The organism is Stenotrophomonas sp. YJH_SMC_122, assembly GCF_059369535.1.
This window is the reverse complement of the sequence record NZ_JCAFST010000023.1, coordinates 1-21817: the sequence shown is the minus strand read 5'-3', so window position 1 is coordinate 21817 and position 21817 is coordinate 1. Positions and strand designations below refer to the sequence as shown.

Annotated in this window: 24 protein-coding genes; 20 read left to right on the top strand and 4 right to left on the bottom strand. The window is 65.1% G+C overall.

What is annotated here, in order from left to right:
- Window positions 1–7: 7 nt before the first annotated feature.
- The 15 genes from rplE to AC5P66_RS19580 all read left to right on the top strand — a co-directional run bounded on the left by rplE (window position 8) and on the right by AC5P66_RS19580 (window position 9279).
- The gene (rplE, locus tag AC5P66_RS19650) at window positions 8–550 is read left to right on the top strand and encodes a 50S ribosomal protein L5 (RefSeq protein ID WP_005415416.1); all 543 of its coding nucleotides are present in this window, start codon (window positions 8–10) and stop codon (window positions 548–550) included.
- Between the two features lie 18 nt (window positions 551–568).
- Entirely contained in the window at window positions 569–874 is a 306-nt protein-coding gene (gene rpsN / locus AC5P66_RS19645; RefSeq protein WP_005408209.1) for a 30S ribosomal protein S14, read from the top strand.
- Window positions 875–1132: 258 nt separating this feature from the next.
- Window positions 1133–1531, top strand: a complete 399-nt coding sequence (gene rpsH, locus AC5P66_RS19640; protein WP_005415417.1) for a 30S ribosomal protein S8 — start codon at window positions 1133–1135, stop codon at window positions 1529–1531.
- An 18-nt stretch (window positions 1532–1549) separates the two neighbouring features.
- Entirely contained in the window at window positions 1550–2074 is a 525-nt protein-coding gene (gene rplF, locus AC5P66_RS19635; RefSeq protein WP_049416175.1) for a 50S ribosomal protein L6, read from the top strand.
- Window positions 2075–2154: 80 nt separating this feature from the next.
- Window positions 2155–2514, top strand: a complete 360-nt coding sequence (rplR, locus tag AC5P66_RS19630) for a 50S ribosomal protein L18 (protein WP_180880072.1) — start codon at window positions 2155–2157, stop codon at window positions 2512–2514.
- Between the two features lie 161 nt (window positions 2515–2675).
- Window positions 2676–3218, top strand: a complete 543-nt coding sequence (gene rpsE, locus AC5P66_RS19625) for a 30S ribosomal protein S5 (RefSeq protein WP_005415419.1) — start codon at window positions 2676–2678, stop codon at window positions 3216–3218.
- Entirely contained in the window at window positions 3211–3402 is a 192-nt protein-coding gene (gene rpmD, locus AC5P66_RS19620) for a 50S ribosomal protein L30 (protein WP_005408214.1), read from the top strand. The genes rpsE and rpmD overlap by 8 nt, the downstream gene beginning before the upstream one ends.
- Window positions 3403–3408: 6 nt before the next feature.
- A complete protein-coding gene (rplO, locus tag AC5P66_RS19615) occupies window positions 3409–3852 on the top strand; it encodes a 50S ribosomal protein L15 (protein ID WP_004154498.1) in 444 nt (147 codons plus the stop codon).
- Window positions 3853–3859: 7 nt separating this feature from the next.
- A complete protein-coding gene (gene secY / locus AC5P66_RS19610) occupies window positions 3860–5227 on the top strand; it encodes a preprotein translocase subunit SecY (RefSeq protein WP_005415420.1) in 1368 nt (455 codons plus the stop codon).
- A gap of 347 nt (window positions 5228–5574) precedes the next feature.
- Window positions 5575–5931 carry a 30S ribosomal protein S13 gene (rpsM, locus tag AC5P66_RS19605; protein WP_004154500.1) on the top strand — a complete coding sequence of 119 codons (357 nt, stop codon included), beginning with the start codon at window positions 5575–5577 and terminating at the stop codon, window positions 5929–5931.
- A gap of 11 nt (window positions 5932–5942) precedes the next feature.
- The gene (gene rpsK / locus AC5P66_RS19600; RefSeq protein ID WP_004145443.1) at window positions 5943–6332 is read left to right on the top strand and encodes a 30S ribosomal protein S11; all 390 of its coding nucleotides are present in this window, start codon (window positions 5943–5945) and stop codon (window positions 6330–6332) included.
- 15 nt (window positions 6333–6347) lie between these two features.
- On the top strand, window positions 6348–6977 hold the full coding sequence (gene rpsD, locus AC5P66_RS19595; RefSeq protein WP_004145446.1) for a 30S ribosomal protein S4: 630 nt from the start codon (window positions 6348–6350) through the stop codon (window positions 6975–6977).
- 55 nt (window positions 6978–7032) lie between these two features.
- Complete coding sequence (locus AC5P66_RS19590) at window positions 7033–8031, top strand: DNA-directed RNA polymerase subunit alpha (RefSeq protein ID WP_005408216.1); 999 nt, start codon at window positions 7033–7035, stop codon at window positions 8029–8031.
- 191 nt (window positions 8032–8222) lie between these two features.
- Window positions 8223–8606 carry a 50S ribosomal protein L17 gene (gene rplQ, locus AC5P66_RS19585; protein ID WP_005408217.1) on the top strand — a complete coding sequence of 128 codons (384 nt, stop codon included), beginning with the start codon at window positions 8223–8225 and terminating at the stop codon, window positions 8604–8606.
- Between the two features lie 166 nt (window positions 8607–8772).
- Window positions 8773–9279 (top strand): disulfide bond formation protein B, encoded by a 507-nt coding sequence (locus tag AC5P66_RS19580; protein ID WP_049416179.1) that lies wholly within the window; start codon window positions 8773–8775, stop codon window positions 9277–9279.
- Between the two features lie 64 nt (window positions 9280–9343).
- Here the strand turns inward: AC5P66_RS19580 and AC5P66_RS19575 are convergent, their stop codons facing one another.
- Complete coding sequence (locus tag AC5P66_RS19575; protein ID WP_099494645.1) at window positions 9344–11470, bottom strand: TonB-dependent receptor; 2127 nt, start codon at window positions 11468–11470, stop codon at window positions 9344–9346.
- Window positions 11471–11691: 221 nt separating this feature from the next.
- Between AC5P66_RS19575 and AC5P66_RS19570 the strand changes: the two genes are divergently transcribed.
- Window positions 11692–13083, top strand: coding sequence for a class II 3-deoxy-7-phosphoheptulonate synthase (locus AC5P66_RS19570; RefSeq protein WP_049440180.1), 1392 nt, complete (start codon window positions 11692–11694; stop codon window positions 13081–13083).
- Window positions 13084–13682: 599 nt separating this feature from the next.
- Window positions 13683–14870 carry a mechanosensitive ion channel family protein gene (locus AC5P66_RS19565; RefSeq protein ID WP_238378407.1) on the top strand — a complete coding sequence of 396 codons (1188 nt, stop codon included), beginning with the start codon at window positions 13683–13685 and terminating at the stop codon, window positions 14868–14870.
- 56 nt (window positions 14871–14926) lie between these two features.
- On the opposite strand, the gene AC5P66_RS19560 is transcribed toward AC5P66_RS19565, so the two are convergent.
- The 3 genes from AC5P66_RS19560 to typA are packed head-to-tail and all read right to left on the bottom strand — an operon-like array spanning window position 14927 to window position 18917.
- Entirely contained in the window at window positions 14927–16549 is a 1623-nt protein-coding gene (locus AC5P66_RS19560; RefSeq protein ID WP_049414694.1) for an amidase, read from the bottom strand.
- A 41-nt stretch (window positions 16550–16590) separates the two neighbouring features.
- Window positions 16591–17058: a DUF2127 domain-containing protein gene (locus tag AC5P66_RS19555; protein ID WP_049414692.1), complete on the bottom strand. Its 468-nt coding sequence runs from the start codon at window positions 17056–17058 to the stop codon at window positions 16591–16593.
- 11 nt (window positions 17059–17069) lie between these two features.
- Complete coding sequence (gene typA, locus AC5P66_RS19550; RefSeq protein WP_005415427.1) at window positions 17070–18917, bottom strand: translational GTPase TypA; 1848 nt, start codon at window positions 18915–18917, stop codon at window positions 17070–17072.
- Between the two features lie 273 nt (window positions 18918–19190).
- Here typA and AC5P66_RS19545 point away from each other — a divergent pair, with 273 nt between their 5' ends.
- The 3 genes from AC5P66_RS19545 (at window position 19191) to AC5P66_RS19535 (ending at window position 21561) form a co-directional block, all read left to right on the top strand.
- Window positions 19191–19682, top strand: coding sequence for a peptidylprolyl isomerase (locus AC5P66_RS19545; protein WP_005408225.1), 492 nt, complete (start codon window positions 19191–19193; stop codon window positions 19680–19682).
- A gap of 117 nt (window positions 19683–19799) precedes the next feature.
- Window positions 19800–20786 (top strand): malate dehydrogenase, encoded by a 987-nt coding sequence (locus tag AC5P66_RS19540; RefSeq protein ID WP_005415428.1) that lies wholly within the window; start codon window positions 19800–19802, stop codon window positions 20784–20786.
- 160 nt (window positions 20787–20946) lie between these two features.
- On the top strand, window positions 20947–21561 hold the full coding sequence (locus tag AC5P66_RS19535; RefSeq protein ID WP_099494644.1) for an RluA family pseudouridine synthase: 615 nt from the start codon (window positions 20947–20949) through the stop codon (window positions 21559–21561).
- Window positions 21562–21817 lie beyond the last annotated feature (256 nt).

Below are 21817 nucleotides of genomic sequence, written 5' to 3'. Positions count from 1 at the left end.
TGTGAAGATGACTTCCCGTCTCGAAAAGATCTACAAGGAAGAAGTGGTGCCGGCGCTGATGAAGCAGTTCGGCTACACCAATCCGATGGAAGTACCGAAGCTCGTCAAGGTCACCCTGAACATGGGTGTGGGCGAGGCTGCCACCAACAAGAAGATCCTGGAAAACGCCGTCGCGGACATGACCAAGATTTCCGGCCAGAAGCCGGTTGTCACCAAGTCGCGTATCTCGGTTGCGTCGTTCAAGATCCGTGATGGTTGGCCGATCGGCTGCAAGACCACGCTGCGTCGCCACAAGATGTACGAGTTCCTGGACCGCCTGATCAACATCTCGCTGCCGCGCGTGCGCGACTTCCGTGGTGTTTCCGGTCGTTCCTTCGACGGCCGCGGCAACTTCAACATGGGTGTGAAGGAACAGATCATCTTCCCGGAAATCGACTTCGACGCCGTCGACGCGATCCGTGGCATGGATATCGCCATCACCACCACTGCGAAGACCGATGCGGAAGCGAAGGCGCTGCTGGCAGCGTTCAAGTTCCCGTTCCGTAACTGATCTGTCGAGGAAACCGAAATGGCAAAGACCTCCATGGTCAACCGCGACATCAAGCGGGAAAAGCTGGCCAAGAAGTACGCTGAAAAGCGTGCGGCTCTGAAGAAGATCGTGTCCTCCGTGGACGCGACCTACGAAGAGAAGATCGACGCCGCAACCAAGCTGGCCAAGCTGCCGCGCGATTCGTCGCCGAGCCGCCAGCGCAACCGTTGCGAGCTGTCGGGTCGTCCGCGTGGCGTGTACAGCAAGTTCGGCCTCGGCCGCAACAAGCTGCGCGAAGCCACCATGCGTGGCGACGTTCCGGGTCTGCGCAAGGCCAGCTGGTAATCCCAGCCGGCCCTGCGATCAGGAGCCCCCTCGGGGGTTTCTGAACCGGGGAGGGGAGGCGTTCAGCTTCCTTTCTGCGAAAAAACCCGAAGAGCCCGGCGCAAGTCGGGCTCTTTTGGCGTATACTCCCGCGTCTTGCCCTGCGCAAACGGGGTTGTAGGAGTGGGCCCTGGCCCGCTGCATCAAGGGACCTGGCCCGTTTCCAGGAGACAACAGATTTTCGCGAAAGCGGATATCGGTGCACTCAAAGGTACTCATATGAGCATGACTGATCCCATCGCCGACCTGCTGGTCCGCATCAAGAATGCGGCTGCGGTTGGCAAGCAGACGGTGAAAGCCCCGTCGTCCAAGATCAAGGTTGCGATCGCCCAGGTCCTGAAGGACGAGGGTTACATCACCGACCTGCGCGTGACCCAGCTGGAAAACAACAAGGCCGAGCTGGAAATCGTGCTGAAGTATTTCGAAGGCAAGCCGGTCATCGCGACCCTGAAGCGCTTCTCGCGTTCGGGCCTGCGCCAGTACCGCGGCAAGAGCGAGCTGCCGAAGGTCATGAATGGCCTGGGCATCTCCATCATTTCCACCTCCAAGGGCATCATGACTGATGCGCAGGCGCGCCAGCTGGGCGTCGGCGGCGAAGTCCTGTGCTTCGTGGCCTAAGGCGAAAGGAGTAGAACTATGTCCCGCGTAGCCAAGAAGCCCGTCACCCTGGGTAAGGTCGAACTGAACGTCCAGTCGGAAAGCATCACCGTCAAGGGCCCGAAGGGCACCCTGTCGCTGGTCAAGCCGGCCGGTATTGCCATCAACGTCGACAGCGGCGTTGCCACCCTGAGCACCGAGAGCGCCGACCTGGTCGCGCTGACCGGTACCGTGCGTGCGATCCTGGCCAACATGGTCAAGGGCGTGTCCGAAGGCTTCGAGCGCAAGCTGGAGCTGGTCGGCGTGGGTTACCGTGCTGCCATGCAGGGCAAGGACCTGAGCCTGTCGCTCGGTTTCTCGCACCCGGTCGTGTTCGTGGCGCCGGAAGGCATCACCATCTCCACCCCGACCCAGACCGAGATCCTGGTCCAGGGCGCTGACAAGCAGGTCGTCGGTGAAGTCGCCGCCAAGATCCGTGCGTTCCGCAAGCCGGAGCCGTACAAGGGCAAGGGCGTGAAGTACTCCGACGAAGTCATCATCCGTAAGGAAGCCAAGAAGGCGTAAGTGCGAGTCCCTCGCAAGAGCCCGCACATCCATGTGCGGACTCCTCAGGGAAAAGCCCATCCTTCAGCTTTCAAGGAACAATCAAAATGAACAAGAACATCGCCCGCCTGCGTCGCGCCAAGTCGACCCGCGCCCACATCCGTGAGCTCGGCGTCGCCCGCCTGTCGGTGCTGCGCACCGGCCAGCACCTGTACGCCCAGGTCTTCACCGCTGACGGTTCGAAGGTGCTGGCTGCCGCCAACACCACCCAGACCGACATCAAGGAAGGCCTGAAGAACGGCAAGAACGCCGATGCCGCTGCCAAGGTTGGCCGCATCGTCGCCGAGCGCGCCAAGGCCGCCGGCATCGAGAAGGTTGCCTTCGATCGTTCGGGCTACCGCTACCACGGCCGCATCAAGGCCCTGGCAGAAGCCGCCCGCGAAGCCGGCCTGCAGTTCTAAGGGATCAGGGCAGGGGGCCGATGGCCTCCTGCCTGCCTGCTCGCCAGCCTGAGTGAGGCTGGACGGCGCCGCTCTTCTGCAGTGGCCTACCGGAAAGACGCGTCACTTCACAACCATAAGCGGCCCCGAGCCGTACATACCCAAACAACCAAGGAATCAACATGGCAGAAGAGCGTCAGCAGCGGGGTCGCGATCGCGACCGTAACCGCGAAGAGAAGATCGACGACGGCATGATCGAAAAGCTGGTCGCGGTCAACCGCGTCAGCAAGACCGTCAAGGGTGGCCGCCAGTTCACCTTCACCGCCCTGACCGTGGTCGGTGACGGCGAAGGCAAGGTCGGTTTCGGTTATGGCAAGGCCCGCGAAGTGCCGGTCGCCATCCAGAAGTCGATGGAACAGGCCCGCAAGAACCTGGTCAGCGTTGACCTGAACAACGGCACCCTGTGGCACACCATCAAGGATGGTCACGGCGCAGCCCGCGTGTTCATGCAGCCGGCTTCGGAAGGTACTGGCGTCATCGCCGGCGGCGCCATGCGCGCCGTGCTGGAAGCCGTTGGCGTGAAGAACGTGCTGGCCAAGGCCACCGGTTCGCGCAACCCGATCAATCTGGTGCGCGCCACCGTGAAGGGCCTGACTGCTGCGCAGTCGCCGGCCCGCATCGCGGCCAAGCGCGGCAAGAAGGTGGAGGAACTCAACCATGGCTAATGAGTCCAACAAGACTGTGAAGGTCCGCCTGGTGCGTGGCCTGCGTGGCACCCAGTCGCGTCACCGCCTGTCGGTGCGTGCCCTGGGCCTGAACAAGCTCAACGATGTGCGTGAACTGAAGGACAGCCCGCAGGTGCGTGGCCTGATCAACAAGGTTCAGTACCTCGTCCAGGTTGAGGAGTAATCGACCATGACTCTGCGTCTCAATGAACTGAGCCCGGCACCGGGCGCCCGCACCGAGCGCACCCGCGTCGGCCGCGGTATCGGCTCGGGCCTGGGCAAGACTGCCGGCCGCGGCCACAAGGGTTCGTTCGCCCGTAAGGGTGGCGGCAAGATCAAGGCTGGCTTCGAAGGCGGCCAGACCCCCATGCAGCGTCGTCTGCCGAAGATCGGCTTCCGTTCGCCGATCGCCAAGGACACCGCTGAAGTGCTGCTGTACGCGCTGGACAAGCTGCCGGCCGGTGAGATCGACTTCGCCGCCCTGCGTGCTGCCAAGCTGGTCCCGAGCACTGCCAAGAAGGCCAAGGTCGTCGTCAAGGGCGAAGTGACCAAGGCGTTCACCCTGAAGGGTATTGCTGCCACGGCTGGTGCCAAGGCTGCGATCGAAGCTGCCGGCGGCAGCGTAACGGAGTAAGAAAATCATGGCGCAAGCTGGCATCGGTAACCTCGCGGGCGGAATGGGCAAGTTCACTGAACTTCGCCAACGTTTGCTGTTCGTCGTCGGGGCTTTGATCGTCTATCGCATCGGCTGCTACGTGCCGGTGCCGGGCGTCAATCCCGATGCCATGCTTGCCATGATGCAACAGCAGGGCGGCGGCATCGTGGACATGTTCAACATGTTCTCGGGCGGCGCCCTGCACCGTTTCAGCATCTTTGCGCTGAACGTGATGCCGTACATCTCGGCATCGATCGTGATGCAGCTGGCCGTGCATATCTTCCCCGCCCTGAAGGCGATGCAGAAGGAAGGTGAGTCCGGACGCCGCAAGATCACCCAGTATTCGCGCATCGGCGCCGTGCTGCTGGCAGTGGTGCAGGGCGGTTCGATCGCGCTGGCCCTGCAGGGGCAGGTTTCGCCGTCGGGCGCTCCGGTCGTGTACGCCCCCGGCATGGGCTTCGTGCTCACCGCGGTGGTCGCACTGACTGCCGGCACCATGTTCCTGATGTGGGTCGGTGAGCAGGTCACCGAACGCGGTATCGGCAACGGCGTGTCGCTGATCATCTTCGCTGGTATCGTCGCCGGTCTGCCGGGTGCGGTCATCCACACCTTCGACGCCTACCGCGACGGCAACATCCAGTTCATCCAGCTGCTGCTGATCGCCATCGTGGTGCTCGCCTTCACCTTCTTCGTGGTGTTCGTGGAGCGCGGCCAGCGCCGGATCACGGTCAATTACGCGCGCCGCCAGGGCGGTCGCAACGCGTACATGAACCAGACCTCGTTCCTGCCGCTGAAGCTCAACATGGCCGGCGTCATCCCGGCGATCTTTGCCTCGAGCCTGTTGGCCTTCCCGGCCACCCTGGCCATGTGGTCCGGCCAGGCCGCCAACCAGAGCAGCTTTGGCCAGGTCCTGCAGAAGGTCGCCAATGCCCTGGGCCCGGGCGAACCGCTGCACATGATCGTGTTCGCTGCGCTGATCACCGGTTTCGCGTTCTTCTATACCGCGCTGGTGTTCAACTCGCAGGAAACCGCCGACAACCTGAAGAAGTCGGGCGCGCTGATTCCGGGCATCCGTCCGGGCAAGGCCACCGCCGACTACATCGACGGCGTGCTGACCCGCCTGACCGCGGCCGGCTCGGCCTACCTGGTGATCGTGTGCCTGCTGCCCGAACTGATGCGCACGCAACTGAATGCCTCGTTCTACTTCGGTGGCACGTCGCTGCTGATCGTGGTGGTGGTGGTGATGGACTTCATCGCCCAGGTGCAGGCACACCTGATGTCCCACCAGTACGAGAGCCTGCTGAAGAAGGCCAACCTGAAGGGCGGCAACCGCGGCGGTTTTGCCCGCGGCTGATAGGCCTGTTATACTTTCGTCTTCCTGACGTGATGGTCCCTCCGCTTCGCGGACTCCGGCCACACAAACGAAGGGCGGCCCCCGCAGCGGTTCCGGGTGGGGGTGTGATGAGGTGGTCCCGCGCTGGAGTAGCGCGGGCGGCCCCGGGGGAAACCCCAGGTCCAACCCCATCCGGCGCCGGAGCCTGGGCACACTCCCCAGGCCGGGTTCATGAAACCAATGGTTTCACGGGCTTCCATGTAAACCGGAACCTTGTTAGTATCGCTAGTTCACTTTTTTGATCCATCCTGCCGGATTGGCGTGCCCGAGGCGCGCTGTCGGCCATCACTCAGCTGGAGAACCGCGTCATGGCGCGTATTGCAGGCGTCAACCTGCCAGCCCAGAAGCACGTCTGGGTCGGGTTGCAAAGCATTTACGGCATCGGCCGTACCCGTTCGAAGAAGGTCTGCGAAGTCGCAGGCGTTGCTTCGACCACCAAGATCCGCGATCTGTCGGAGCCGGAAATCGAGCGCCTGCGCGCCGAAGTCGGCAAGTACATCGTGGAAGGCGATCTGCGCCGTGAGATCGGCATCGCGATCAAGCGCCTGATGGACCTGGGCTGCTACCGCGGCCTGCGTCACCGTCGTGGCCTCCCGCTGCGTGGCCAGCGCACCCGTACCAACGCCCGCACCCGCAAGGGTCCGCGCAAGGCGATCAAGAAGTAAGGGACTGAGAAATGGCTAAGCCCGCTGCTAAGACCAAGAAGAAGATCAAGCGCGTCGTCACCGACGGCGTCGCCCACGTCCACGCTTCGTTCAACAACACCATCGTCACCATCACCGACCGCCAGGGCAACGCTCTGTCGTGGGCGACCTCCGGTGGCGCTGGCTTCCGCGGTTCGCGCAAGTCGACCCCGTTCGCTGCCCAGGTGGCTGCTGAAAAGGCCGGTCGTGCTGCGCTGGACTACGGCGTGAAGTCGCTGGAAGTCCGCATCAAGGGCCCGGGTCCGGGCCGTGAGTCGGCCGTGCGTTCGCTGAACAACGTCGGCTACAAGATCACCAACATCATCGACGTGACGCCCATCCCGCACAACGGGTGCCGTCCGCCGAAGAAGCGTCGCGTCTAAAGGGAGCGATAAGAAATGGCTCGTTATATCGGTCCTACCTGTAAGCTCGCCCGCCGCGAAGGCGCCGACCTGTCCCTGAAGAGCCCGGCGCGTGCGCTGGACTCCAAGTGCAAGCTGGAGCAGAAGCCCGGCCAGCACGGCGCCACTGCCCGCAAGGGCAAGCTGTCCGACTACGCCACCCAGCTGCGTGAAAAGCAGAAGGTCAAGCGTATCTACGGCCTGCTGGAGCGTCAGTTCCGCAACTACTACAAGAAGGCCTCGACCAAGAAGGGCAACACCGGCGAGAACCTGCTGCAGCTGCTGGAAACCCGCCTGGACAACGTCGTCTACCGCATGGGCTTCGCCGTGACCCGTCCGGCTGCCCGTCAGCTGGTGTCGCACCGCGGCGTCACCGTGAATGGCAAGTCGGTCAACCTGGCTTCGTACCAGGTCAAGGCTGGCGACGCCATCGCTCTGTCCGAAAAGGCTGCCAAGCAGCTGCGCGTCCAGGAAGCCCTGACCGTCGCCGCCCAGCATGACCTGAGCCCGTCGTGGGTTGAAGTGGATTCCGGCAAGTTCACCGGCATCTTCAAGGCCGTTCCGGATCGTTCGGATCTGCCTGCGGACATCAACGAAGCGCTGATCGTCGAGCTGTATTCGAAGTAATTCACATTGGAGAGCCCCCGGCGACGGCCGGGGGTTCACTAGGAGAACCCGCAACATGACGGTTACCGCCAACCAGGTTCTGCGTCCTCGCGGTCCGCAGATCGAACGCCTTACCGACACCCGTGCAAAGGTCGTTATCGAACCTTTGGAGCGGGGTTACGGGCATACGCTGGGCAACGCCCTGCGTCGCGTGCTGCTGTCGTCCATCCCGGGCTTCGCCATCACGGAAGTCGAAATCGACGGCGTGTTGCATGAGTACACCACGGTCGAAGGTCTGCAGGAGGACGTGCTCGAAGTCCTGCTCAACCTGAAGGACGTGGCCATCCGTATGCACTCCGGCGACAGCGCCACCCTGTCCCTGTCCAAGCAGGGCCCGGGCGTTGTCACCGCTGCCGACATCAAGGTCGACCACAATGTGGAGATCCTGAACGGCGACCATGTGATCTGCCACCTGACCAAGGACACGGCAATCAACATGCGTCTGAAGATCGAACGTGGTTTCGGCTACCAGCCGGCTGCCGCGCGTCGTCGTCCGGACGAAGAAACCCGTGCCATCGGCCGCCTGGTCCTGGATGCCTCGTTCTCGCCGGTCCGCCGCGTCGCCTATGCCGTGGAAGCGGCCCGCGTCGAACAGCGTACCGACCTGGACAAGCTGGTCATCGATATCGAGACCAACGGCACCATCGATGCCGAGGAAGCCGTGCGCACCGCCGCCGACATCCTCAGCGACCAGCTGTCGGTGTTCGGTGACTTCACCCACCGCGACCGCGGTGCGGCCAAGCCGGCCAACAACGGCGTGGATCCGGTGCTGCTGCGCCCGATCGACGATCTGGAGCTGACCGTGCGTTCGGCCAACTGCCTGAAGGCTGAAAGCATCTACTACATCGGCGATCTGATCCAGAAGACCGAAGTGGAGCTGCTGAAGACCCCGAACCTGGGCAAGAAGTCGCTCACCGAGATCAAGGAAGTGCTGGCTCAGCGCGGCCTGTCGCTCGGCATGAAGCTGGAGAACTGGCCGCCGGCCGGCGTCGCCAGCCACGGCATGCTGGGCTGATATCGGCAATGCCTGAAGGCTCCACCGTTCGCGGTGGGGCCTTCAACGCAACACTACATGCCACGACGAACCGCAGGTTCGCGCGGCAGGTCGTCCAGGACGGGCGGCCAGGACCATCCGCAGTCCGCGCAGCAACGCCAGGATGGCGACAACGATCCGCACAGCCTCATCATTAACCAAGGAATATCACCATGCGTCACCAGAAGTCTGGCCGTAAGTTCAGCCGCACCAGCGCCCACCGCGAAGCGATGTTCAAGAACATGGCCGCCTCGCTGTTCAAGCACGAGCTGATCAAGACCACCCTGCCGAAGGCCAAGGAACTGCGCCGCGTTGCCGAGCCGCTGATCACCCTGGCCAAGGTCGACTCCGTCGCCAACCGCCGTCTGGCCTTCGCCCGCCTGCGCGACAACGAAGCCGTGGGCAACCTGTTCACCATCCTGGGCCCGCGCTACGCGAACCGTCCGGGCGGCTACCTGCGCCTGCTGAAGTGCGGCTTCCGCGCCGGCGACAACGCGCCGATGGCCTACGTCGAGCTGGTTGACCGTCCGGTCGTGGCCGAGGAAGTGGCCGAGTAATCGGACCGCTCCAACGCGACACAGCGAAAGCCCGGCCTCTGCCGGGCTTTTGCGTTTCTGCGCGTCGGATCAGACCCGCACCGTTCCGACAGGCGTCACCTGTGGCGGTTCGAATGGCGCGCGCTCTCGGTTACGCTTGGCACCTTGATCCATTCGAGCGTTGACGATGAATCCACTGCGCTGGCCCTTCCGCGCCCAGTTCTTCCTGGGCTTCCTGATCTGCGCGGGCCTGCTGGGCTACGCGATCTTCCTGCAGCTGAAAATGGGCCTGGAGCCGTGCCCGCTGTGCATCTTCCAGCGGCTGGCGTTCGCCGCGCTGGGCCTGCTGTTCCTGATCGGTGCACTGCACGGGCCCTCCAACCGTCCCGGCCGGGCAACCTACGGTGTGCTCGCCTTCATTGCGGCCGCGGTCGGCGCAGGCATCGCTGCGCGCCACGTCTACGTGCAGATGCTGCCACCGGAGATGGGGGCGACCTGCGGCCCGCCGCTGAGCTTCCTGCGCGAGACCATGGGGCCGCTGGAAGTGTTCCGCACGGTGCTCACCGGTACCGGCAACTGCGGCAACATCGACTGGACGTTCCTGGGCCTGACCATGCCGATGTGGTCGGGCGTGTGGTTCGTGCTGCTGGCGCTGTGGGCGCTGGTGGTGTCGCTGCCCAAGATCAAGCGCTGAACGCAGGTAGTGCCGGCCGCTGGCCGGCACACCGTGAGGATGCCGGCCAGCGGCCGGCGCTACCTCAGAAGTCCTGCTGCAGGCTCAGGTAAGCACCTCGGCGGGGTCCCCACTGCGGGGCGAAGACGCCGACACCGCCACCGTCGCGCAGTTGGTAGCTGCGGTCCAATGCATTGATGACCGCCAGCTGCACATGCAGCGGATGGCCGCTGTCGGCATTGAAGTCATGCCCGGCACTGAGGTTCACCTGCAGGTACGCCGGCAGCTCGCCGCCGTTGGGCACGCCCTCGATGTCCGAACGCAGGCCGCTACCGAACACGTAGTTGGCGCCGACCCGGTTGTGTCCGGCAAAGGCGTAGCTGAAGCCACCCGATGAGGTCAGTTTCTGGTCGTGGTCGAGGTGGATCCAATGGTTGGCCACATAGGCCAGCGCGTCCGGATCGAGGTTGTACTGGCCGGTGATGACCTTGGTGCCGATGGCCTTGTTGTACGCCGCGTTGAAGTAGGCGCTGAACGGACCGTCGCTGTAGTCGGCACTGAACTCCAGGCCATGGATATGGCCGCGACCGTAGTTGAACGTCGAGTAGATGTAGGCGGCACCGAACTGGCCTTCGTCCTGCAGGCGTGCGACGCGTCGGTCATAGGCATCCAGGCCCAGGGTCAGGTGGTCGCCGACCTGCTGCGACACGCCGATGTCGTAGTAGTCGCTGCGCTCGGCCAGCGGAATGTTGTTGCCGCCGCCCGGCTGCTGGTTGGTGGTGCCGTCGTACAGCGCGATGTCGCTGCTGGCGATCAGCTCACTGGCCGGTGGCGTGAAGTAACGCGAATAGCCGGCATGCACGGTGGTGCTGTCGCTGGCATTCCAGACCGCGCCCACGCGGGGGCTGAGCTGGCCCTCGGTGCGGCCGAAGGCCTTGTAGCGATCACCACGCAGGCCGTAGTTGACGGTCCAGTCGTCGCCGATCTTCCACTCATCCTGCACGTACACCGCCAGCGTACTGGCGTGGAAGGCGCTGCGGTCTGGAATCAGCAGTGGCGTGGTGCTGGATTGCTGGCCGGCGCCATCGACCGGGAACACCCAGCTGTTGTTGCTGGCGCGCGCATTCTCGTAGTTGCCGTACAGGCCATAGCGCAGCGTGTGGTCGCTGCCCAGCGGGGTGGAGAAGTCGGCCTGCAGGGTGTTGGCGCGGTTGCTGCGCTGGACCTGCGAGGCGACGCCACTGAATACCAGATCGCCGATGACATCCGGGTTGAACGCCACGTCGCTGTAACGCTGCCCGGCGGACAGCTGGTAGGCGGTGCCGCCCAGCGTGCCCTGCAGCACCAGCATGCCGAAGCGGGTGGTCTCGCGCTGGGTTTCATCCAGCTGGCTGGAGTCGAAGGCGGTCGTGTCCAGGTAACCGAACTGCGGGGTCTGCCCGGGATTGACCGGGATCTGGAAGCGATTGTTGGCGAAGCCGGCGAACACGCTCAGGCGGGTGTTCTCGTTGACCAGGTAGGTCAGGTCGGCGAAGGCTTTGCCCTGATGCGTGTCGTCGTGCAGCGGCTTGCGCGAGCGGGTCGGGTTCTCCAGGCCAACCTCGTTCTGGTCGTAGTTGCCAGTCAGGAACCAGCTCCAGCGCCCCTGGTTGCCCCACCACGAGGCATTCGGATTGATCTTGCCGAACGAGCCTGCGGTCAGCCCGGCGCTGCCGCCATTGCCGAGCTCGGCGCCACTGCGGGTGGTGATGTCGACCACTGCAGCGGTGCGCTCGCCGAACTGCGCCGGCAGCGCCCCGTCCATCAGGCGGATGCTCTTGATGGTGCGGGCATCCAGGGTCTGGCCGAAGCCGGAGATCGATTCGGGCAGCAGCACGCCGTTGATGCGGTACTGCAGATTGGCGTGGTCGCCGCGCACGTGCACGCCGCCGTAGGAATCCTGGACCACGCCCGGGGCCTGCAGCAGCACCTGGCTGAGCGGCGCGGAGGCGCCCAGCGGCTGCTTCTGGATGTCTTCGGCGGTGATCTGGTACTGGCTGCTGCCAATGTCCGGTGACAGCGCGTTGCGGGCCTGGTCGAGCTGGGCGTGGACGGTGACCGCGTCCAGATCCTTGACGGAGGAAGAGGTGTCGTCGGCCGCTGCCGCGAAGGCGGGCAGGCTGGCCAAGGCCAGGGCGAAGGTAATGCCGGTAGCGAGGGGCGAGGGCTTCATGGTGAGAGAGGGGGCGGCTGGGCGTGGAAGGGGCCGGTCCATGACGTGCAAGTGTTACTCCGTAACAAATCATGCGCCTGTCCCGTGCGGCTGACCATGCTGGATCTGGCTGCTGGCGCTGGCCTTTCCCTGCCGTTCAGGTGGCCGGGGCGGTGGGCGTGGGCCTTTGCGTCAGCGGCTGGCTCTGCGACCATGACCGCCCCCCACCCCGGAAGTCTGCAATGAGCCTGTCCGCCGTTCCGCCCGCCTCCGATCCCGCCGCGACCAACGCTGGCGCTGCCTGGTCGCCGGAGAGCTGGCGTGGCAAGACCGCGCTGCAGATGCCGACCTACCCGGACCCGGTGGCATTGGACGCGGCGCTGCATGAGCTGAAACGGCTGCCGCCGCTGGTCACCTCGTGGGAGATCCTGGCACTGAAGCAGCAGCTGGCCGAGGCCCAGGAAGGCAAGCGCTTCCTGCTGCAGGGCGGCGACTGCGCCGAGAACTTCAGCGACTGCGAATCGGGCACCATCTCCAACCGCCTGAAGGTACTGCTGCAGATGAGCCTGGTGCTGGTGCACGGCCTGCGCCAGCCGGTGATCCGCGTTGGGCGCTTTGCCGGCCAGTACGCCAAGCCGCGTTCGGCCGACACCGAGACCCGTGACGGCCTGACCCTGCCCAGCTACCGCGGTGATGTGATCAACGCACCGGCGTTCACCGAAGCAGCGCGCCTGCCGGACCCGAAGCGGATGCTGCAGGCCCACGCGCATTCGGCGATGACGATGAACTTCGTGCGTGCGCTGATCGACGGCGGTTTCGCCGACCTGCACCACCCCGAATACTGGAACCTGGAGTGGGTAAGCCACTCCCCGCTGGCGGCCGAGTACCAGAAGATGGTGGCCTCGATCGGCGATGCGGTGCACTTCATGGAGACCTTGGCCGGGGCTCGCGTGCACAACCTCAACCGCATCGACTTCTACACTTCGCACGAAGCGCTGCTGCTGCCCTACGAGCAGGCGTTGACCCGCCAGGTGCCGCGCCAGCAGGGCTGGTTGAACCTGAGCACGCATTACCCGTGGATCGGCATGCGCACGGCCGCGCTCGATGGCGCGCACGTGGAGTACCTGCGTGGCGTGCGCAATCCGATTGCGATCAAGGTGGGCCCGTCGGTGACGCCGGACCAGCTGCTGCGCCTGATCGATGTGCTCAACCCACATGACGAGCCGGGCCGCCTGAGCTTCATCCATCGGATGGGCGCAACGCAGATCGCCGAGAAACTGCCGCCGCTGCTGGACGCGGTCAAGCGTGATGGTCGCCGCGTGCTGTGGGTGTGCGATGCGATGCATGGCAATACCGAAAGCACCGCCAACGGTTTCAAGACACGCCGCTTCGACAACGTGCGTGGCGAGGTGGAGATGTCGTTCGATCTGCATTCGGCCGCCGGTACGCGCCTGGGCGGTGTGCATCTGGAACTGACCGGCGAGGACGTGACCGAGTGCATCGGCGGCGCGCGCGAACTGACCGAGCGCGACCTGGAGCGTGCATACCGTTCGACCGTGGACCCGCGGTTGAACTACGAGCAGTCGCTGGAGATCGCGATGGCGATCGTGCGCAAGCAGGAGCAGGTGCGGTAAGGGTGTTGCGGCAGGGCTTGCAGCCCTGCACCTGCGGACGCAACGGCAACGGCAACGGCCGAAGCAACGGCAACAGCACTCATTCCGTGGATGGCGGGGCGGTGTCGGAGTGCGGGGACGCTGCAAGTACGTCCCTGTAAGCTTGGCAGCCGCATCCATGCGGCTGACACCCCGCACTCCGACACCGCCCCACCTTTGACAGATTCCCGCGGCTGTTGGTAGGTGTCGACCTTGGTCGACACGGTAGATCCACGCCATGCGTGGATGCTTTGGGATTCCAATTCGAAATATTCGATTCCGATGGAGATTCATCCACGCATGGCGTGGATCTACTGCAGATCGCGGGAATCTGTCGAAGGCGGAGTGGGTCCGGTTGCGGGAGTGTCCGCGGCATGGATGCCGCGGCCAAGCCCCCATGGATGGGTTTACGGCGTCTCCCGCAACCGGACCCGCCCCGCCATCCCACAGGAAACCCGCTTCTGCTTCGGCTGTTGCTGTTGAGGTTGCCGGCCAGCGGCCGGCACTACCGCAGGTGCAGGGCTGCAAGCCCTGCCGACCAACACCCTGCTTACGAACGGCTGACGTGACGCTCATGCGCCATGCGCGAGGCTGTCCACCTGGCGGTTCGACTGGAGGTGACAACGGTGCACTGGCAGAGCGCACAGGCCTACGCATGGCCGTTGGGATTGGCCGTGGTGGTGGGCGGCATCGGCGCGTGGCTGATCCTGTGGATCTACCACCGGCTGAAAGGGCGTGATCGGCGGCGCGCGCGCATCGGCCGTGTGCTCGGGCTGCCAATGGCCACCGCATGGCCGCTGCTGCTGTTGATCCCTGCGTTGCAGGCCACGCCGCTGCAGGATCCCCTTCTGGGCAACCTGCAACGGGTGCTGCATATCGCACTGACCGCCTGCTTCATCTGGTTGCTGGTACGCGCAGTGGCAGCGGGTGAGCGGGCCATCCTGCGCAGCCATCCCATCGACGTCTCCGACAATCTGGAAGCGCGCCGCATCCAGACCCAGACGCGGGTGCTCAGCCGCGTGCTGATGGGCGGCATCATCGTGCTGGGCGCTTCGCTGGTGCTGCTGACCTTCCCCATGGTGCAGAAGATCGGCACCGCGCTGCTGGCCTCGGCGGGCCTGATCGGCCTGGTGGCCGGTATCGCCGCAAAGCCGGTGTTCGGCAACCTGATCGCTGGCCTGCAGATCGCAGTGACCCAGCCGATCCGGCTGGACGATGTGGTGATCGTCGAAGGCGAGTGGGGACGCATCGAGGAGATCGGCAGCAGCTACGTGGTGGTACGCATCTGGGACGAGCGGAGGATGGTGGTGCCGCTGACCTGGTTCATCGAGAACCCCTTCCAGAACTGGACCCGGCGCAGCGCCGATCTGCTCGGCACGGCGTTTCTGTGGCTGGACTATCGTGCCCCGATCGCGGCGATCCGCGCCGAGCTGGAGCGCATCTGCCAGGGCGAGGCATTGTGGGATGGCCGGGTCTGCGTGACCCAGGTGACCGAAACCAGCGAGCGTGCGATCCAGGTGCGCCTGCTGGTCAGTGCGCGCAGCTCGGGTGATGCCTTCGATCTGCGCTGCCTGGTGCGCGAACGCATGCTTGATTTCCTGGCACGTGAGCATCCGCAGTCGCTGCCGCAGCTGCGTGCGCGGCTGCAGCATGCTGATGAGCTGGACATGCCGCGTGGTCCACGTGCACGTACTGCAGATGTGCGTTCGCCGGGGGCTGAAGACGGTGAGGCGGCAATCGTGCCGATGGAGCCGGAACCCGAACGGTAGCGCCGGGCGCTGGCCGGCGATCCCGGATCTGCCGGCCAGCGGCCGGCACTACCGGATCAAGGCTCGCCGGCGTCGATCAGCGTGTCGGTGCCGAAGTGCGGTGGTCGCCGCGCGCGGGTGCGCTGTTCGTAGGCGTACGCCATTTCGATCAGCTTCGGTTCGCTCCAGGCGGTGCCCATGAACAGCAGGCCGACCGGCAGGCCATCGATCTGGCCCATCGGCACGCTGAGGCTGGGATAGCCGGCGACGGCGGCGGCACTGTAGCTCTCGCCGGGGAAGTCGTCCCCTTCGCTGCGGATCGGCCACGCTGTGCCGGTGGTCGGCGCGACCAGGGCGTCGAGCTGGTGGGCGGCGAGGGCGGCATCGATGCCTTCCGGGCCCGCCAACCGGCGCGCATCGCTGCGCGCGCGGATATAGGCGGGGTCGGCGAGGCCAGCGGTAGCGTCGGCTTCCACCAGCAGTTCCTGGCCGAACAGGCCCAGTTCCTGCTTGCTGTGCGCCTGGTTGAAGGCGATCAATTCGGCCAGGCTGTGCAGGGGAGCGCGGTGGGCGCTGAAGTAACGCTCCAGCCCGGCCTTGAACTCGTACAGCAGTACCTTGCGTTCGGCGTCGGCCCAGGCGCCCTGGTTGGGCAGCTCCACCGGCACCACGACGGCACCGGCCCGGCGCAGCTCGGTGGCGGCGTGTTCGATCAGTGGCGGCATGCCGCGGTATTTCAGCAGCGGCGTCTGCAGCAGGCCGATGCGCTTGCCACGCAGTCCCTGCGGATCCAGCCGCGCGGTGTAGTCGTACACCGCACGGCCGGGCATGGTGGCGGTGGCCGGGTCGGCATCATCGCGGCCGGCAATTGCGGTCAGTACGGCTGCAGCGTCGGCGACGCTGCGTGTCATCGGCCCCGCAGTGTCCTGACTGAAGGAAATCGGGATGATGCCGTCGCGGCTGACCAGGCCGACGGTCGGCTTGAGGCCGACGATGCCATTGATCGCCGCCGGGCAGACGATGCTGCCGTCGGTTTCGGTACCGATTGCTACGCTGGCGAGGTTGGCGGCCACGGCTACCGCGCTGCCGCTGCTGGAGCCGCAAGGCGAGTGGCTGAGCCGATAGGGATTGCGGGTCTGGCCGCCGCGCGCGCTCCAGCCGGAGACCGAATCATTGCCGCGGAAATTGGCCCATTCGCTGAGGTTGGTCTTGCCCAGCACGACGGCGCCGGCGTCGCGCAGCCGGCGTACCAGATAGGCGTCGTCCGGTCGGAAGCCCTGCAGGGCCAGAGAGCCGGCACTGGTGGCCATCGGCGCAGCGTTGATGTTGTCCTTCAACAGCAGCGGGATGCCGTGCAGCGGGCCGCGCAGGTGGCCGCTACGGCGCTCGCGGTCGCGCGCGGCGGCTTCCTTCAGGGCATCGGGGTTGAGCTCGATCACCGCGCGCAGGCGGGGCCCGGCACGGTCCAGGGCGGCGATGCGCTGCAGGTAGGCCTGGGTCAGGGTGGTGCTGTCCAGTTCACCGGCGGTCATCCGCGCCTGCAGGTCGGTAACATCGGTTTCGGCGTACGGGAACGGCACGTTGCGGCTCGCGGGTTCGGCCGCATGCGCGCTGGGCGTGGCCGGGCTGCAGCCAGCCGAAAGCAGCGCAGGCAGCGCGGCAAGCAGGCAGGTCAGCAGAGGCGGCAAGGACGGGCGCATGGGGCGGCTTGGTCGGCTCCAATCCCCAGTGTAGCCGGTGCTCAGCGGTGGCGCTTGCGCAGATCGCGGGCGAGGACGTAGACCACGATCAGGTTGATCGCCAGGATCGTCCACGACGGCCAGCCGGGGTGGCGGATGATCGCGAAGATGTCGAAGGGCAGGTACAGCGAGGCCGTCAGGCAGCCCAGCCAGGAAGCCCAGGCCTTGGCCCGCCACAGGCCCCAGGCTTCGACCAGGTGCAGCAGGCCGTAGCCGATCATCCCCGCCGCGGCCAGGTGGACCGCGTCGGGGCTGATCATATGCAGCAGCGAGGGCAGGGTGCCATGGTCCGGATCCAGGCTGAAACGCCGGATCAGGACCATGATGCCGTGCCGAAGCGGCTGCGGTCCGAGCACTTCCAGCCCGGTGGCGGCCAACAGCGCCAGCAACGCCTTGCTCGCTTCGAGCAGGGCGATGACGTGCAGGCCCGGATGCCGGTGTGGATCCGGGTTGTAGCCGCTCTGGTTCACGGGGTGCAGGCTCAGCCGCCGCGCGAAGCCTTCTTGCGGTCGCTCTCGGTCAGGAACTTCTTGCGCAGGCGGATCTCCTTCGGGGTGATCTCGACCAGCTCGTCGTCTTCGATGAAGTCCAGGGCCTGTTCCAGCGAGTACTTGATCGCCGGGGTCAGCTGGATCGCATCGTCCTTGCCCGAAGCGCGCATGTTGGTCAGCGGCTTGGTCTTGATCGCGTTGACGGTCAGGTCGTTGTCCTTGGAGTGGATGCCGACCAGCTGACCTTCATACACGTTGTCGCCTTCGGCAGCGAAGAGCTTGCCGCGTTCCTGCAGCGGGCCCAGCGAGTAGGCCGGGGTGACGCCCGGCGCATTGGCGATCATCACGCCGTTGATGCGCTTTGCGATGGCGCCCTGTTCCTTCGGGCCGTAGTGGTCGAACACATGGAACAGCAGGCCCGAACCCTGGGTCAGGGTCTTGAACTCGTTCTGGAAGCCGATCAGGCCACGGGCCGGGATCTGGTACTCCAGGCGCACGCGCCCCTTGCCGTCCGATTCCATGTTCTTCAACTGGCCCTTGCGGGTGCCCAGCTTTTCCATCACGCCGCCCTGGTGGATTTCTTCGATGTCCACCACCAGCTGCTCGATCGGCTCCATCAGCTGGCCGTCGATTTCCTTGATGATCACTTCCGGGCGCGACACGGCCAGCTCGTAGCCTTCGCGGCGCATGTTCTCGATCAGCACCGACAGGTGCAGTTCGCCACGGCCGGAGACCAGGAACTTGTCGGCGTCTTCCAGCTGCTCGACCTTCAGGGCCACGTTGTGGACCTTTTCACGGTCCAGGCGGTCCTTGATCTGGCGGCTGGTCAGGAACTTGCCACCAGACAGGTCCTTGTTGCCGGCGAACGGCGAATTGTTCACCTGGAAGGTCATCGAGATGGTCGGCTCGTCGACGGTCAGCGCAGGCAGGGCTTCCGGGAAGTCCGGTGCGCAGATGGTGTCGGAGATGGTCAGCTCCTGGATGCCGGAGATGGCCACGATGTCGCCGGCCTCGGCCGAATCCTGCTCGATGCGCTCCAGGCCCATGAAGCCCAGCACCTGCAGCACCTTGCCGTTGCGCTTCTTGCCTTCACGGTCGATGACCGCGACCTGCATGTTCTTCTTCAGGGTGCCGCGCTGGATGCGGCCGATGCCGATCACGCCCACGAAGTTGTTGTAGTCCAGCTGGCTGATGCGCATCTGGAACGGGCCTTCCGGGTCCACTTCCGGCTTCGGCGCGTGCTGCATGATCGCTTCGTACAGCGGGGTCATGTCGCCGTCGCGCACGGTGTCTTCCAGGCCCGCGTAGCCATTCAGGCCCGAGGCGTAGACGATCGGGAAGTCCAGCTGCTCGTTGGTGGCACCGAGCTTGTCGAACAGGTCGAAGACCTGGTCGATCACCCACTCCGGACGGGCGCCCGGACGGTCGACCTTGTTGACCACGACGATCGGCTTGAAGCCCATCGCGAAGGCCTTCTGGGTCACGAAGCGGGTCTGCGGCATCGGGCCGTCCATCGCATCGACCAGGATCAGCACGGTGTCGACCATCGACAGCACGCGCTCGACCTCACCGCCGAAGTCGGCGTGGCCGGGGGTGTCGACGATGTTGATCCGGTTCTTGATGCCGGTCTTCTTGTCTTCCCAGGTGATGGCGGTGTTCTTGGCCAGGATGGTGATGCCGCGTTCCTTTTCCTGGTCGTTGCTGTCCATCACGCGCTCGGCGAGGACGGTGCGCTCGGACAGGGTGCCGGACTGCTTCAGCAGCTGGTCGACCAGGGTGGTCTTGCCATGGTCGACGTGGGCGACGATGGCGATGTTGCGAAGATTTTCGATGGACATACGAAAGGGGGCCAGTCGGCGCCGGATTTGGAAAAAGAAGTCCAACATTATACGTCGAACTTGACGATTCGCGAAAAGGTGGATTTCACGCCGGCGAAGCGGCCCATTCAGCTGGCTGTCCGCCGCTGCGGCCGAGGTCGCCAGGACCGGGCCCCTCGGCTCACCTTGCCCTGGCTGAAGGCGGGGGCTCCGCCGATGGTCGAAGGCACCGCCGCCACGAGGCAGGTGTAAACTAGGTGGCTAGACGCATTCCCCTTTGCACCAAGGATCTTCATGTCCCTCATCGCCACTTTCGACACCACCCAGGGCCCGATCAAGGTCGAGCTGTTCGCCGACAAGGCGCCGCTGACCGTGGCCAACTTCGTGAACCTGGTCAAGCACGGCTTCTATGACGGGCTGATCTTCCATCGCGTGATCGCCGACTTCATGATCCAGGGCGGCTGCCCGCAGGGCCGTGGCACCGGCGGCCCGGGCTACAAGTTCGAAGACGAGAAGAATGGCGTGAAGCACGAGGTCGGCTCGCTGTCGATGGCCAACGCCGGCCCGAACACCAACGGCAGCCAGTTCTTCATCACCCACATCAAGACCGATTGGCTGGACGGCCGCCACACCGTCTTCGGCAAGGTCCTGGAAGGCCAGGCCATCGTCGATTCGGTCAAGCAGGGCGACGTGATCCATTCGATCACCCTGGAAGGCGACGTCGACGCCGTGCTGGCCGCCCAGGCCGACCGCGTCGCGGAGTGGAACAAGCACCTCGCCGCCTGACCCCCTTCGAAACGGCCACCCACGGGTGGCCGTTTCCCTGTTCCCCGCCGCCCGCCAGGCCTGCGTGGCTCCGCCCGCGGCGTCCCATCAAACGCTTGCAAGCAAGAGGAAACCCCCATGAAAGCACCCGTTCGTGTTGCCGTGACCGGCGCCGCCGGCCAGATCGGTTATGCCCTGCTGTTCCGCATCGCCTCCGGCGAAATGCTGGGCAAGGACCAGCCGGTCATCCTGCAGCTGCTGGAACTGCCGGTCGACAAGGCCCAGGCCGCCCTGAAGGGCGTGATGATGGAGCTGGAAGACTGCGCGTTCCCGCTGCTGGCCGGCATGGTCGGCACCGATGACGCCGAAGTCGCGTTCAAGGACGCCGACATTGCCCTGCTGGTCGGCGCACGTCCGCGTGGCCCGGGCATGGAGCGCAAGGACCTGCTGCTGGAGAACGCCAAGATCTTCACCGCCCAGGGCGCCGCGCTGAACAAGGTCGCCAGCCGTGACGTGAAGGTGCTGGTGGTCGGCAACCCGGCCAACACCAATGCCTACATCGCGATGAAGTCGGCCCCGGACCTGAAGCCGGAGAACTTCACCGCCATGCTGCGCCTGGACCACAACCGCGCGCTGAGCCAGCTGTCGGCCAAGCTCGGCAAGCCGGTCGGTGGCATGGAGAAGCTGGTGGTGTGGGGCAACCACAGCCCGACCATGTACCCGGACTACCGTTTCGCCACCGCCGACGGTGCGTCGATCGCCGATGCGATCAACGACCAGGAGTGGAACGCCAACACCTTCATCCCGACCGTCGGCAAGCGCGGCGCGGCGATCATCGAAGCCCGCGGCTCGTCCTCGGCAGCTTCGGCCGCCAATGCCGCCATCGACCACGTGCGTGACTGGGTGCTGGGCAGCAACGGCAAGTGGGTCACGATGGGCGTGCCGTCCGACGGTTCCTACGGCATTCCGGAAGGCGTGATCTTCGGTTTCGCGGTGACCACCGAGAACGGCAAGTACACCCTGGTCAAGGATCTGCCGATCGACGACTTCAGCCAGAAGTACATCGACAAGACCCTGGCCGAGCTGGAAGAAGAGCGCGCCGGCGTCGCCCACCTGCTGGGCTGATGCAGGCGGTACCGGCTCCGGACGGTACGTCTTCCATCAAGGCAGGTACCGACCGTGGGCCGGTACTTTCCCATCGAGGTAGGTACCGACCGCTGGTCGGTACGCAGAAAACGGGGAAGCTCCGGCTTCCCCGTTTTTGTTTGGACGGATACAGAGCCGGATGATCCATCTGCACTACATCGACGACGCGCTGCTGGTGGCTGAAAAGCCCGCCGGCCTGCTGTCCGTGCCCGGCCGCAGCGCCGAGAACCAGGACTGCGTCGTCGCGCGCCTGCAGGCGCTGTACTCGGATGCGTTGACCGTGCACCGCCTGGACCAGGTGACTTCCGGGCTGCTGCTGCATGCGCGTGGCAAGGACATGCAGGCGGTGTTGTCGATGCAGTTCGAGCAGCGCCAGGTTGGCAAGCGGTATGAAGCCGTCGTGCAGGGTGTGATCGAAAGCGATGCCGGCGAAGTGGACCTGCCGTTGATCGTTGACTGGCCGAACCGGCCGAAGCAGATGGTCGACCATGAGCGCGGCAAGCCGGCGCTGACGCGTTGGCGCGTGCTGGCCCGCGATGTTGAAGCGCAGCGTACGCGCGTGGCGTTGGAACCGATCACCGGCCGCAGCCATCAGCTGCGGTTGCACATGGCCAGTATTGGCCATCCGATTGTTGGCGACGTGCTGTATGACGCGGCACCGGCGCACCGCGTGCATCTGCATGCAAGCAGCCTGCGGTTCACGCATCCGCTGACGGGCGAGGCGCTCGCGTTCGAGTCTGCGGCTCCGTTCTAGGGGTTCGGCAGGGCTTGCAGCCCTGCACCCGCAGAATCAACGTCAACGTCAAAAGCGGGCTATACGTGGGTTGGCGGGACGGTGTCGGAGTGCGGGGCCGCCGCAAGTACGTCCGTGTAGCAACTGTGTTGATGGAGGGGCTTGGCCCCTCCAGGAGACGGGCACGGTAGTGCCGGCCGCTGGCCGGCAGCCTTTGGTCTGCGCCCTGGCTGGCCTCAGGCAGGGACCAGCCCGTTTTCAGCGTCGCGCACCCGGG